Below are 12,604 nucleotides of genomic sequence, written 5' to 3'. Positions count from 1 at the left end.
GCCAGACGCTGAGCGACTTCGATGCGGACGACGCCGACCTGCTCTCCGTTCGGCCCGACGAGGCGGACCTCGGGGACGCGGATGCGCTCATTGGTGCGGGGATCGCTGATGCGGAACTCCTCTTCGATGCGGATGACGGGCCCCGGGACACGTGCGTCCCCCGGGCGGAAGAGCACCCCAGCCACCCCGCGCGACGCACTTGCATCGCTACTGTTCCTGCACCCTGGCTACCCCGGCGATGCGGGGCGGAGTGCGCGACCCGGTAGCCTGAAGCGGCAAGCGCGGGTGGGATGTGATCCTCTTTCGATCCGAAGCAGACCGCTCCGGTGCCCGCCAAGTCTAGCAGAGAGCACGACGTGACTACGATCCCGGACCCCTCCTCCGACGCCGATGCCCGGCACGCGCGCTGGGAGGAACAAGAACGCGCCGCTCGCTCGGCGACACGCGACATCGCCGACGTCCCCGCCGTGGAGGTCATCACCACGACGGCGGTGCACCTGATGAGCGCGGCCGCCGTCAAGGTCGGGCTGGCCGATGCACCGGAGACGCAACGCGACCTCGACGAGGCGCGCAAGCTCATCAACGCCCTGGCCGGGCTGATCACCGCCGGCGCACCCGAGATCAGCGACATGCACGCACGATCCCTGCGCGACGGCCTCCGCTCGGTGCAGCTGGCCTTCCGGGAGGCATCCGCCGTCCCCGACCCGATCGGTCAGGGACCGGGCGAGAAGTGGACCGGTCCAGTCACCTGATCCCCGGGATCCGCCGCCTGCCGCCCCGCCCCGCGCCCCCGGTCGGCCGTGAGACAGCATCCGCGTGGTCGAGACTGCCGGGAATACTCGCGGTCTCGACCATCCAGGTGCGGTCTCGTGGATTCGGGAGCCACACGGGTCAGCGCGCGCGCAGGAGTTTCACGGTCAGAGAGTCGACGAGCACGGCGATGCGGTCATCGGCGGCCCACCGGGCGGCGAGTCGCTGCATGACGGCGTCCAGTTCGGCCTGATCGAGTCCCGCCATCAGGTGCAGACTGACGACGAGTTCGGGCCCGCGCAACCGGCTCTGCGGGTCGCCCGCGGTGACGGACAGGTCGAGGATGCCCAGTTCTGCGCCGATGCTCTCCTGCAGTCCCGCGAACACCTCCGGTGATGACGGCGACGGCTCCCACGGCTGCCCCTGTCCGATGGCCCACACGGCGGGGCGGCGCAGCACGAACTCGGTGGGCGAGCCGGGGTCGATCACGATGAGATCGGTGTCGTCATCCGCCGCGGCGAGCGCCGTACGGGTACCCTCGGCCGGCACCGGCCGCGCCGACGGATCCCACGCCGTCATGGTCCCCACCGACGTGAACACGGGGAGCACCCGCCGCCCATCGGGCGCGGCGACCGTGACGATGGACAGTTCCTGTGTCTTGTCGACCGGCAGCCCCGTGGGGCCGACGCCTTCGTCCCCCTTCTCGGCCACGAGCGGAATCAGCAGTCGTGCCCGGCGATATGCCTCCACGACGGCGACCGCATCGCCGGAGCCGCCGCGGAACGCCGTCAGCGCGGCCAGCAGCGACGGATCGGCGGAGCCGTCGTCGTCGGCGTGCGGATTGGCCTGAAAGCTCCGCCCTTCCCAGGGAACGCCCGCCGAGTCGCCCGGTGCGCTGGCATCGTCATCCGCGGGCGACATCCAGGGCCTCCGCCAGGGTGAACGCCCCCGCGTACAGCGCTTTGCCCACGATCGTCCCCTCGACGCCCAGCGGCACCAACTCCCGCAGCGCGGCGATGTCGTCCAGACTCGATACCCCGCCGGAGGCGACGACGGGCTTCGCGGTGCGCTCGGCGACCTGACGCAGCAGGTCGAGGTTCGGGCCCTTGAGGGTGCCGTCCTTGGTGACGTCGGTGACGACGTAGCGGCTGCACCCGGCATCCTCGAGCCGGTCGAGCACCTGCCACAGGTCGCCGCCCTCCTTGGTCCATCCCCGTGCGGCGAGAGTCGTGCCGCGAACGTCGAGGCCCACCGCGATGGAATCGCCGTAACGGCCGATCACGTTGGCGGCCCACTCCGGGTTCTCCAGGGCCGCCGTGCCGAGGTTGATCCGGCTCGCGCCGGACTCCAGCGCCGATTCGAGCGTGTCGTCGTCGCGGATGCCGCCCGACAGCTCAATCTGCACGCCGCGCAGCTGTTTGATGACCTTGCGCAGGATCGCCGTGTTCGAGCCGCGACCGAAGGCCGCGTCGAGGTCGACCAGGTGGATCCACTCGGCGCCCTGACGCGCCCACGTCAGAGCGGCCTCGACGGGGTCGCCGTAGTTGGTTTCGGTGCCGGCTTCGCCCTGGGTGAGGCGGACGGCCTTCCCGTCGGCGACATCGACGGCCGGAAGGAGGGTCAGTGCGGGGGTCGAGGCGAAATCGTTCATGGCTCCGGGTGGGATCGGGGTGTGCGCGGCTCGCACATCGACCGAGACTAGCCCCGCGGCAACGCCTGAATCCAGTTGGCGAGGAGGCGGATACCCGCCGCCCCCGATTTCTCGGGGTGGAACTGCGTCGCCGACAGCGGACCGTTCTCCACCGCAGCCAGGAACGGCGCACCGTAATCGCTCCACGTGACGACCGGCTCGCGAAAGGGCTTCAGCACCTCGAGCGTCCAGTGCTGGGCGGCGAACGAGTGCACGAAATAGAACCGTTCGTGCTCGATCCCATCGAACAGCACCGACCCGGCGCCAGCCCGTACCGTGTTCCATCCCATGTGCGGCAGCACGGGCGCATCGAGCTCGGTGACCACGCCCGGCCACTGCCCCATGCCCTCCGTGTCGACGCCGCGCTCGACCCCGCGACCGAACAGCACCTGCATCCCGACACAGATGCCCAGGACCGGCAAGCCGCCCGCGAGACGCCGTTCGATCGCTTCGTCACCGCGGCTGGCGTGCAACGCTTCCATGACCGCGCGGAACGCGCCGACGCCGGGAACGACGAGCCCCGCAGCATCCTGCAGCAGCCCTCGGTCTGAGGTCAGCCGCGCGTCGGCACCGGCCTCGGCCAGCGCCTTCACCGCGGAGTGGACATTGCCCGAGCCATAGTCGAGCACCGCCACCACCGGTGCGTCGGTCACAGCGCCCCTTTCGTACTCGGGATGCCCTGAACGAGCGGATCGAGGGCCTTGGCCTGGCGGAATGCGCGAGCGAACGCCTTATATTCCGCTTCGGCGATGTGGTGGGGGTCGCGTCCGGCGAGAACCGTGACGTGCACCGTGAGTCCCGCGTGGAAGGAGATGGCCTCGAAGGTGTGACGCACGAGTGAGCCGGTGAAGTGCCCACCGATGAGGTGGTGCTCGAAACCGGCGGGTTCACCGGCGTGCACCAGGTAGGGACGCCCGCTGATGTCGACGACCGCCTGCGCGAGGGCCTCGTCCAACGGCACGAGAGCATCGCCGTAGCGGGAGATGCCCGCCTTGTCGCCCAGCGCGGTGCGGATGGCCTGGCCGAGCACGATGGAGATGTCCTCCACGGTGTGGTGGGCATCGATGTCGGTGTCGCCCGACGCGCGGACGGTGAGATCTGTCAGCGAGTGCTTCGCGAACGCGGTGAGCATGTGGTCGAAGAAGGGCACACTGGTGTCGATGCGGCTGGTGCCGGTGCCGTCGAGATTCAACTCCAGTTCGACGGTCGACTCGCTGGTGACGCGGTGGACCGCTGCCGTACGCGGGGCGGAGGTGCTCATGTCCCCGAGTCTATCGACGCGAGCGCATCCAGAAACGCGGTCGTCTCCTGGGCGGTCCCCGCCGTGACGCGCAGGCTGTGCGGGATGCCGACGTCGCGGATGAGGATGCCCCGATCGTAGAGCTGTTGCCAGGTGCGCGCGGGGTCGTCGACGCCGGAGAACAGCACGAAATTCGTCGAGCTCGGGGCGGGCGTGTAGCCGAGGGCTTCCAGCGTGGCCGAGATACGGTCGCGTTCCCCGATGATCGCGTCCACCATGCCGAGCATCGTGGCGGCGTGCCGCAGCGCCGCCGACGCAGCCGCCTGCGTAAGAGCGCTGAGGTGGTAGGGCAGACGGACCAGGCGCAACGCGTCGATCACGGCGGGATCGGCGGCCAGGTAGCCGACGCGCGCGCCCGCGAACGCGAACGCCTTGCTCATCGTGCGCGAGACGACCAGGCGCTCGCGTCCCGGCAGCAGCGTGAGCGCCGACGGGGCATCGCGCGGAGCGAACTCCTGGTAGGCCTCGTCGACGATCACGACCCCCGGCGCGGCGTCGTACACCGCGGCGATCACCTCGAGGCTCGCCGCGGTACCGGTGGGATTGTTCGGTGCGCAGAGGAAGACGACGTCCGGTTGCACGTCTGCGACCTGCGCGGCGGCGCGTTCGGGGTCGAGCGTGTAGTCAGCCTCTCTCGTCCCGGCGACGTAGGTGGCCCCCGTGGCCCCGGTCAGCAACGGATACATCGAGTACGTGGGGGCGAACGAGAACGCGGTGCGGCCCGGTCCGGCGAAGGCCAGCAGCAGGTGCTGCAGCACTTCGTTGGAACCGTTGGCCGCCCAGATCTGGGAGGGCGACAGACCGTGGCCAAGGTAGTCCGCAAAACCCTCCCGCAACGTCGTGAACTCGCGATCGGGATACCGGTTGACGTCTTGCAGGGCTTGCGCCACGGCATCGAGGATGTCCGCGGCGACCTCGCGCGGCACGGGATGCGTGTTCTCATTGACGTTAAGGGTGACGGGAAGTAAGGCCTGCGGCGCACCATAAGGCGTCAGGCCGCGCAGGTCGTCACGAAGGGGGAGGTCGTCCAGGCTCGTACTCACGCCCCCATGCTAGGCGCCGCACCCGGCCGCGATCGGCGGCGCAGCGGTCATCGCGAGGGTCGTGTTGCCGTCAGCCCGCGTACTGCGCCGGGATCGCGATCGATTGCCCCGGATCCAGACGCGCGCCCGAGAGCGCGTTGAGGCGCACGATGTCGTCGACGACGTCGCGCGGATCGGCACTCGGAGCGACCCGCTCGGCGATCGCCCACAGGCTGTCGCCGGGCATGACCGTGACGACCTCGAACGCCTCGTCGGCGCCGCCCGCCGCCGACGAGGCCGAGGCGAGCGCTCCCCCGCCGGAGAGGACCGCGATCGCCAGCGCGATGACCGCCGGCAGCGCCGCGAGCACACGCCGGCCGCGCAGCGTCAGTCGCAGGCGGGTCTGCGGGAGCGAGCGGGCGGCGGGTAGATCGATGGCGGTCATGTCATGCCTCCAAGAAGTGTGGAGAGGTTCGTATTCGACCTTCGGCCGGGAAGGCCGGATACGAATCTCTCTTCCGAACTTATCTTCGATATCGTGGATTGTCAAACGGGGCTCCGAATCGGAAATCAATCGAAGACGACACGCGGGCGCCTGCCGATCGACAACCGAAGCACGGGATACCGTTTCGATGACAAGACCCCACCATCGACCTCCGACATCCGCCTCACGCGGCCGAAGATCGGCGGTGACACCGAAGGAGCACGGCCGATGACCGACAAGCCGCAGACCCGCCGACGCAAGAACCTGAGCGACAAGCAGCTGGCCATCCTGGAGGTGATCCAGCGCTCCATCGCGCAGCACGGGTATCCGCCGAGCATGCGCGAGATCGGCGACGCGGTGGGACTCAAATCGCTCTCCAGCGTGACGCATCAGCTCAACCAGCTGGAACTGAGCGGCTACCTCCGTCGCGACGCAGGCAAGACGCGCGCGATGGAGGTGCTGATCGATCTGCCGGGAGCGAGCACCGAGAACCCGGCCGACCTCGCCCCCGCCGTCGGCGACGCCGCACTCGTGCCGCTCGTGGGCCGCATTGCGGCGGGGGTGCCGATCACGGCCGACCAGCAGGTCGAGGAGATCTTCCCGCTGCCGCGTCAGCTCGTCGGCAAGGGTGAGTTGTTCATGCTCAAAGTCAGCGGCGATTCGATGATCGATGCGGCGATCTGCGACGGCGACTGGGTCGTGGTGCGCACACAGGCCGACGCCGACAGCGGCGACATCGTGGCGGCCATGCTCGACGGCGAGGCCACCGTCAAGACCTTCCGCCGTCGCGACGGCCACACCTGGCTGCTCCCGCGCAACTCGGCCTTCGAGCCGATCCTCGGCGACGAGGCGGTCGTGCTCGGCAAAGTTGTCGCCATCCTGCGCGCGGTCTGAGCTCGCCGGTGTCGTCCCCGCGGGGCATGATGAGGGTATGACCTCCCCCACCGCCGACGAGCTCGACGAACTCCGCGCACGCGTGCGCTCGCTCGAAGTCGACAACGCCCGGCTCGCCACCGCTGGCCGTGGCGGCCGAACGCGCTCGATCCTGTCGGCCGTGTGCATCGTCGTGGCCTCGATCCTGTTGCCGGTCTCGATCGTGACCGCGTGGGCGCGCGTGCAGTTGGTCGACGAGGAGTCCTTCGTCGCGACCCTCGCGCCGCTCGTCGACGATCCGGCCGTGCAGAACCTCGCGATCGAACAGACTCAGCGGGCGATCGACACCCAGATCGACTTCGACGCCCTCACCGGGAGCGTCTTCGACGGAATCAGCGAGCTGGGCCTGGGCCCCGCCGCCGAGTCGGCGTTGCGCGCGCTGGAGCAACCTGCTGCCCAGGGCATGCAGAACCTCGTGAACGACGCTGTCGCCTCCGCCGTGCGTTCGGACGCCTTCTCGGATGTGTGGGCGGCGACGGTGCGTTCGGCGCACCGAGCGCTCACGACGGCCGCCACCTCCGACGGCGCGGGGCTGATCGTCCTCAACGCGGACGGACTCGGCATCCCGGTCGGCACCGTCGTGGCCCAGCTCAAGCAGAATCTCGTCGACGACGGCGTCGGGATCGCCGCGGCGATCCCGACGGTCGATCGCGTCATCATCGTCGGCTCCGGCGAGGGCGTCACCATCTTGCGCACCGCGTACGCGCTCGCCGACGTGGTCGGCTGGACGCTGCCGATCGCTGTGCTCGTCCTGTTCGCCGCGGGCGTCGCGCTCGCGCGCCGCCGCGCGAGCGCGGTGGCCGGTTCCGGCGTGGGCCTGGCCCTCGGTGCCGGCGCCCTCGGCCTGGCCTTCTCGCTCGGCGGAACCGTGGTCACCACGGCGGCGGGGCGCCTCGACCCCACGGCCATGCAGGTGATCTACCAGGCGCTCGTGGGCACGATGGCCCAATCCGCCTGGGTGATCGCGCTCCTGGGCGTATTCCTGGTCGTCCTCGGGTGGGTCATGGGCCGCTCCCGTGGCGCCACCGCCGCGCGTGAGACGGTGGGTGCCCTCAACCGCCACGCCCGCGCGGCAATCGCGCACCGCGGAATCGACACCGGCGCCTTCGGCGCGTGGCTCGGCCGTCATCGCGTGACCGTCCGCACGCTCGTCGTGATCGGTGCCGCGCTGTGGCTTTTCGGTGCGCGTCCACTCGGCATTGAAGACGTGATCCTTGTGACGCTCACCGCGCTCGTCGTCGCGGGCGTGCTCGAGGTGCTGCAGCGCCGCCCCGACGAGCACCGCCAGTTCGCGGCTGCCGCGAGCGAGGTGGCCTCGTGACGACCTCGCCCTACGGCTCGTGGGAATCGCCGCTCACCGCCGCCGCCGCATCGGCGGGATCACTCCGCCTGGAGGGGGCGGCATTCGTCGGCGACGAGATCTGGTGGGGTGAGGGGATTCCCGCCGAGGGCGGGCGCACGGCGGTGCGGCGCCGGACGGCCGCGGGCGAGATCGACGAGGTGCTGCCGAGTCCGTGGAGCGCGCGGTCGCGCGTGCACGAGTACGGCGGCGGGTCGTGGACCGCATCCCCCGACGGCCGCCTCTTCTTCGTCGAAAGGTCCGACCAGCGGGTGTGGCTGCTGGCCCCCGGCGACGCCCCCGTGCCACTCACGCCCGACACCGACGGCCTCGTGCGCCACGGCGGGCTGAGCTGGCAGGCGGACACCCTCCTCGCCGTGCGCGAAGACCATCGCGGCGACGGCACACCGCGACGGTCGATCGTGGCCGTCCCCGCACAACCGGGACCTGCGACGGTGGAACTGGCGACCGGCTCCGACTTCGTCGCCCAGCCCGCGCTGTCCCCGGACGGCACCCGGCTGGCGTGGGTCGCCTGGGACCACCCCGACATGCCGTGGGACGCCACCCGCATCTGCACCCGCGTACTCAACGACGGTGACACCCACGCGGTCACGACCGGAACGACGGCGGCGCTGCAGCCGGCGTGGTGGGGCGATGATCTCGTGTACATCGACGATCCGACCGGGCGGTGGAACCTTTACCGCACCGGGCGCGGCGCTCTCGCTCCCGCCGACGCCGACACCGGCGGCGGACTGTGGGTCCTCGGACTGCGCTGGTACGCACTGCAGGACGACGGCGGTGTCGTCGCGGTGCGCACGCACGGCTCGGACCGCCTGGTCCGGATCTCGCCGGACGGGCACGTCACCGACCTCCCCGTGTCGGCGACCTCCCGGCTGGTCATCAACGCGACCGACGGCACCCGCACCCTCGTGTCGGGGACGGCGCCGGGAACGACCGGCCTGTGGCTCGTCGACGGCGATGCCGTGACGCTCGTGCACTCGGCGACGATCGGTCTCGACGAGCAGTGGCTCCCGGTCGCGAGACCGATGACCGTCGCCGGTCCGCGCGGGCCGGTCCACGCCTTCGACTATCCACCCACGAACCCGCTCGTCACCGCTGCCGACGGCGAGCGGCCACCGTACGTCGTGTTCGTACACGGCGGCCCCACCGCCCACGTCGGCGGCGTCGCCGACACCAAGACGGCCTACTTCACCAGCCGCGGCATCGGCGTGCTCGACGTCAACTACGGCGGGTCGACCGGCTACGGGCGCGCGTATCGCGAGCGATTGCGCGGACAGTGGGGCGTCGCGGACGTGGCCGACGTCGTCGCGGCCGCGCGGGCGCTGGCCGCCGACGGTGCGGACGCGGCCCGCATCGCGATCGAGGGCGGTTCGGCCGGCGGCTGGACGGTGCTCGGTGCGCTGGTGGCCTCGGACGTGTTCGCCGCTGGGATCAGCCGCTACGGCGTCGGCGACGCCCGGATGCTCGCCGCCGATACGCACGACTTTGAAGCGCGCTACCTCGACGGGCTCATCGGACCGCTTCCGGAGGCCGAAGAGGTGTACCGCGCCCGCTCACCGCTGAGCCACGCGGATCGTTTCCGCGTCCCGCTGCTCCTGCTGCAGGGCGACGAGGATGCCGTTGTGCCCCCCTCCCAGGCCGAAGCGATCCGCGATGCGCTCGCGGCCCGCGGCATCCCGCACGCCTACGTGCTCTACCCGGGCGAGGGACACGGGTTCCGGCGGGCCGAGACCATCGTGCACGCCCTCGAGTCCGAACTGGCCTTCCTCGGCGCGGTCTTCGGGTTCGACGCGCCCGGCGTCCCACCGATCGATCTGTCCTGACCGCGGTCACTCCACCACGAACGGCGCGAGCTCTGCGGCCAGCCGCTCCGAGACGTGCGCGTGCACGGCCGTGCCGCCCGGTTCGTGGCTGGTCGCCACGATGTGTCCGCTGGAATGGACCGCCGAGACCAGATCGCCCCGGTCGTACGGAACCAGCGCACGCACTTCGACGGCCGGCAGTGGAAGCGCCGCCTCGATCGCGGCGCGCAACACGTCGATGCCCTCACCGGTGCGCGACGACACGGCGTGCCCATCCGGCTCCAACCCGAGCAGCACCAGTCGCTCGCCCTCGTCGAGCAGGTCAACCTTGTTGAACACGACGAGTTCGCGCGTGGCCCGGGCTCCGACATCCGCCATGACCTCACGCACCGTCGCCAACTGGGCCGCCGGATCGGGATGCGCCGCGTCGACGACGTGGACGATGACGTCGGCCGCGCCCACCTCTTCGAGCGTTGACCGGAACGCCTCGACGAGCTGATGCGGCAGGTTCCGAACGAATCCGACGGTGTCGGTGAGGGTGTAGATGCGGCCGTCGGCTGCCTCGGCCCGGCGGACGGTGGCATCCAGCGTCGCGAACAACGCGTTCTGCACCAGCACACCGGCGCTGGTGAGCCGATTGAGCAGGCTCGACTTGCCCGCATTCGTGTACCCCGCGATCGCCACGGAGGGGATCGTGTGGCGTTTGCGTTCCGCGCGCTTGGCCTCCCGGCCCGGCTCGAATCCGCGGATCTGCCGGCGCAGCTGCGCCATCCGGGTGCGGATGCGCCGGCGATCCAGCTCGATCTTGGTCTCACCGGGACCACGCGATCCCATGCCCGCGCCGGCCGCGCCGACCTGACCGCCGGCCTGGCGGCTCATCGACTCGCCCCAGCCGCGCAGTCGGGGCAGCAGGTATTCCAATTGCGCCAGCTCCACCTGGGCCTTGCCCTCGCGGCTCTTGGCGTGCTGACTGAAGATGTCGAGGATGACCGTCGTCCGGTCGATGACTTTGACCTTCACGACGTCCTCCAGCGCCCGGCGTTGGCTCGGCGCGAGCTCGGTGTCGGCGATGACCGTGTCAGCGCCCACCGCGGCCACCAGGTCGCGCAGCTCCGTGGCCTTGCCGCGGCCGACATACGTGGCCGGGTCGGGGTGCGGGCGCCGCTGCATCACGCCGTCGAGCACGACCGCCCCCGCCGTTTCGGCGAGCGCGGCCAGTTCGCGGAGGGAGTTCTCGGCGTCCTCCTGCGCACCCTGGGGATACACCGCCACCAGCACGACGTTCTCCAGGCGCAGCTGCCGGTACTCCACCTCGGTGACGTCGGCCAGCTCGGTCGACAGGCCCGGCACGCGACGGAGCGCGGCGCGGTCCTCCCGGTCCCACTGTTCGCCATCGGTGTCGGCGTACGAGACGGTCGCCTGATCCTGCAGCGCCTGTGCACTGTCGAACACCCGGACCTCCGACCGCGACCCGGCGCGCGACAACACCCGCTCCACCGGGTCCACCGGTGCGCCGTCGGAGTCGGCGGGGGTCTTCGGGGCGATCATGGCGTCCTTTCGCGGTCGGCTTGCAGTCTAGTTTCCTGTCGCGGGGGTCGGCTCCGCTACGATCGCACTCGTGGGAAGCGACCATTATTTCAGCGCCTCCCCGTCCAGTCCCGAGAATCTCCGCCGCATCCGCGTCACCCTGGCCGGCCGTGCACTCGAGGTGACGACCGCGGGCGGGGTGTTCAGTCCCGACCATGTCGATTCCGGCACGGGCGTGCTGCTGGCCAACACGCCACCGCCGCCACCGGGCGGGCACCTCCTGGATCTCGGCAGCGGGTGGGGGCCGGTCGCCCTCTCGCTCGCGCTGGAGGCCCCGCACGCGACGGTGTGGGCCGTCGACGTCAACGAGCGCGCCCTCGACCTGGTGCGCCGCAACGCTGCCGAGCACGGGCTCAACAACCTCACGGCGGTGACCCCGGACGAGGTTCCCGCGGACATCGCGTTCCGCACGATCCGTTCGAATCCGCCGATCCGGGTGGGCAAGGGCGTGCTGCACGAGCTGATGCAGACGTGGATTCCGCGTCTCGATGAGAGCAGCGACGCCTGGCTGGTCGTGCAGCGCAACCTGGGGTCCGATTCCCTGCAACGCTGGCTCGCAGCCACCTTCGACGACGGCTACACGATCACCCGGGCGGCGACCGGACGTGGCTTCCGCGTCCTCAAGGTCCGGCGACACGGGACGCCGCGCACCGACGCCGTCCCACTGCCCTGAGCCGTCCCCGTGCGCTGAGCCATCCCACCACGCCGAGCCGTCCTGCCGCGGAGGATCCCGCCGAGGACGCCGCCAGCCAACAGCCCAGCACTATCAGGCTGCGAACGCCATCCTCACAGTCAGGCCAGGGCGACCTCACCGGAGAACACCAACGTGGCAGGCCCCGACAGCAGCACGTGCTCCCCGTCGGCCGCGCCGACGATGCGGACGCCGAGCACGCCGCCGGGAACCTCCACGCGCCACTGCTCGGGCGCGGAGCGCCCCGCCCAGTGGCGCACCGCGAGAGCGGACGCCGCCACGCCGGTGCCGCAGGACAGCGTCTCGCCGACGCCGCGCTCGAACACCCGCATGCGGATCGACCCGACTCCGGCGTGCACGAGCGGGTCGTCCGGGACGACGAACTCGATGTTCGCGCCGTACGGCGGCAGCGGCTCGACCAACGGCTGCACCGTCAAGTCGAGACCGTCCAGTTCACTGCCGGCCGACAGTGCGACGACGATGTGCGGGTTGCCGACGTCTATCCCCTGCCCGGGACGCGCCACCGGCACGCCCTTCGCGCGCACCAGGGTTTCGGTGGTGTCGGCGACCCAGAGGCCCAGGTCGACCTCGAATCCCGTCTCGGTGCGGCTCACCGTCTTGGTCCCGGCACGGGTGCCGATGGCCACCGATTCGCCCACGGCCAGCTCGATCAGTCCCGACTCGACGAGGTATTTGACGTAGACGCGGATGCCGTTGCCGCACATCTGCGCGGCCGAACCGTCGGCGTTGCGGTAGTCCATGAACCAGACCGCGTCGGGGGTCTGCGCTCCTTCCGGCAGCGCGGCGGAGCGCACCACACGCAGCATGCCGTCGGCGCCGATCCCGAACCGTCGGTCGGTGAGCGCCGCGATCTGTTCGTCGCGGAGGGTCAGGCCGCCGTCGACGTCAGCAACGATGATGAAGTCGTTGCCGGTGCCGTGGCCCTTGGTGAATGCGATGGTGGACACCCGACGATTCTAGGCTT

13 protein-coding genes and 1 pseudogene are annotated in these 12,604 nt (G+C 70.7%); 5 read left to right on the top strand and 9 right to left on the bottom strand.

Annotation, left to right across the window (positions count from 1 at the left end; genetic code table 11):
• A pseudogene (locus tag ACK5KK_RS09025) lies at nt 1-134 on the bottom strand (translation initiation factor IF-3); the annotation flags it as partial.
• A gap of 222 nt (nt 135-356) precedes the next feature.
• Between ACK5KK_RS09025 and ACK5KK_RS09020 the strand changes: the two are divergent.
• Nucleotides 357-752 (top strand): DUF1844 domain-containing protein, encoded by a 396-nt coding sequence (locus tag ACK5KK_RS09020; RefSeq protein WP_416889754.1) that lies wholly within the window; start codon nt 357-359, stop codon nt 750-752.
• A gap of 139 nt (nt 753-891) precedes the next feature.
• On the opposite strand, the gene ACK5KK_RS09015 is transcribed toward ACK5KK_RS09020, so the two are convergent.
• The 6 genes from ACK5KK_RS09015 to ACK5KK_RS08990 form a co-directional block, all read right to left on the bottom strand.
• Complete coding sequence (locus tag ACK5KK_RS09015; protein WP_416889753.1) at nt 892-1,671, bottom strand: SseB family protein; 780 nt, start codon at nt 1,669-1,671, stop codon at nt 892-894.
• Nucleotides 1,655-2,401, bottom strand: coding sequence for a bifunctional 1-(5-phosphoribosyl)-5-((5-phosphoribosylamino)methylideneamino)imidazole-4-carboxamide isomerase/phosphoribosylanthranilate isomerase PriA (gene priA / locus ACK5KK_RS09010; protein WP_416889752.1), 747 nt, complete (start codon nt 2,399-2,401; stop codon nt 1,655-1,657). Before priA ends, ACK5KK_RS09015 begins: the two co-directional genes overlap by 17 nt.
• A 47-nt stretch (nt 2,402-2,448) precedes the next feature.
• Entirely contained in the window at nt 2,449-3,093 is a 645-nt protein-coding gene (gene hisH / locus ACK5KK_RS09005) for an imidazole glycerol phosphate synthase subunit HisH (protein WP_416889751.1), read from the bottom strand.
• On the bottom strand, nt 3,090-3,701 hold the full coding sequence (hisB, locus tag ACK5KK_RS09000; protein ID WP_416889750.1) for an imidazoleglycerol-phosphate dehydratase HisB: 612 nt from the start codon (nt 3,699-3,701) through the stop codon (nt 3,090-3,092). The genes hisH and hisB overlap by 4 nt, the downstream gene beginning before the upstream one ends.
• Complete coding sequence (locus tag ACK5KK_RS08995) at nt 3,698-4,783, bottom strand: histidinol-phosphate transaminase (RefSeq protein WP_416889749.1); 1,086 nt, start codon at nt 4,781-4,783, stop codon at nt 3,698-3,700. The genes hisB and ACK5KK_RS08995 overlap by 4 nt, the downstream gene beginning before the upstream one ends.
• A gap of 70 nt (nt 4,784-4,853) precedes the next feature.
• Nucleotides 4,854-5,207, bottom strand: coding sequence for a LysM peptidoglycan-binding domain-containing protein (locus ACK5KK_RS08990; protein ID WP_416889748.1), 354 nt, complete (start codon nt 5,205-5,207; stop codon nt 4,854-4,856).
• A gap of 267 nt (nt 5,208-5,474) precedes the next feature.
• Here ACK5KK_RS08990 and lexA point away from each other — a divergent pair, with 267 nt between their 5' ends.
• The 3 genes from lexA to ACK5KK_RS08975 are packed head-to-tail and all read left to right on the top strand — an operon-like array spanning nt 5,475 to nt 9,362.
• Nucleotides 5,475-6,140, top strand: coding sequence for a transcriptional repressor LexA (gene lexA / locus ACK5KK_RS08985; RefSeq protein ID WP_416889747.1), 666 nt, complete (start codon nt 5,475-5,477; stop codon nt 6,138-6,140).
• A gap of 37 nt (nt 6,141-6,177) precedes the next feature.
• Nucleotides 6,178-7,500: a hypothetical protein gene (locus ACK5KK_RS08980; protein WP_416889746.1), complete on the top strand. Its 1,323-nt coding sequence runs from the start codon at nt 6,178-6,180 to the stop codon at nt 7,498-7,500.
• The gene (locus ACK5KK_RS08975) at nt 7,497-9,362 is read left to right on the top strand and encodes a S9 family peptidase (protein WP_416889745.1); all 1,866 of its coding nucleotides are present in this window, start codon (nt 7,497-7,499) and stop codon (nt 9,360-9,362) included. The genes ACK5KK_RS08980 and ACK5KK_RS08975 overlap by 4 nt, the downstream gene beginning before the upstream one ends.
• 6 nt (nt 9,363-9,368) lie before the next feature.
• Here the strand turns inward: ACK5KK_RS08975 and hflX are convergent, their stop codons facing one another.
• A complete protein-coding gene (gene hflX / locus ACK5KK_RS08970) occupies nt 9,369-10,889 on the bottom strand; it encodes a GTPase HflX (RefSeq protein ID WP_416889744.1) in 1,521 nt (506 codons plus the stop codon).
• A gap of 70 nt (nt 10,890-10,959) precedes the next feature.
• On the opposite strand from hflX, the gene ACK5KK_RS08965 reads away from it, so the two are divergent.
• Complete coding sequence (locus tag ACK5KK_RS08965) at nt 10,960-11,601, top strand: class I SAM-dependent methyltransferase (protein ID WP_416889743.1); 642 nt, start codon at nt 10,960-10,962, stop codon at nt 11,599-11,601.
• Between the two features lie 119 nt (nt 11,602-11,720).
• Here ACK5KK_RS08965 and dapF read toward each other — a convergent pair whose 3' ends face one another.
• Nucleotides 11,721-12,587 carry a diaminopimelate epimerase gene (dapF, locus tag ACK5KK_RS08960; RefSeq protein ID WP_416889742.1) on the bottom strand — a complete coding sequence of 289 codons (867 nt, stop codon included), beginning with the start codon at nt 12,585-12,587 and terminating at the stop codon, nt 11,721-11,723.
• Between the last annotated feature and the right edge of the window lie 17 nt (nt 12,588-12,604).

This window comes from Microbacterium sp. (genome assembly GCF_047972865.1).
In the GTDB taxonomy this organism is placed as follows: domain Bacteria; phylum Actinomycetota; class Actinomycetes; order Actinomycetales; family Microbacteriaceae; genus Microbacterium.
Note: the sequence above shows the minus strand (reverse complement) of the source record. Positions and strands in the feature narration are given on the sequence as shown.

Bases quoted from the DNA above. Each gene is read 5' to 3' on its own strand.
- ACK5KK_RS09015 (WP_416889753.1), bottom strand. From the start codon at position 1,671: ATGTCGCCCGCGGATGACGATGCCAGCGCACCGGGCGACTCGGCGGGC.
- priA (WP_416889752.1), bottom strand. From the start codon at position 2,401: ATGAACGATTTCGCCTCGACCCCCGCACTGACCCTCCTTCCGGCCGTC.
- hisB (WP_416889750.1), bottom strand. From the start codon at position 3,701: ATGAGCACCTCCGCCCCGCGTACGGCAGCGGTCCACCGCGTCACCAGC.
- ACK5KK_RS08990 (WP_416889748.1), bottom strand. From the start codon at position 5,207: ATGACCGCCATCGATCTACCCGCCGCCCGCTCGCTCCCGCAGACCCGC.
- lexA (WP_416889747.1), top strand. From the start codon at position 5,475: ATGACCGACAAGCCGCAGACCCGCCGACGCAAGAACCTGAGCGACAAG.
- ACK5KK_RS08980 (WP_416889746.1), top strand. From the start codon at position 6,178: ATGACCTCCCCCACCGCCGACGAGCTCGACGAACTCCGCGCACGCGTG.
- hflX (WP_416889744.1), bottom strand. From the start codon at position 10,889: ATGATCGCCCCGAAGACCCCCGCCGACTCCGACGGCGCACCGGTGGAC.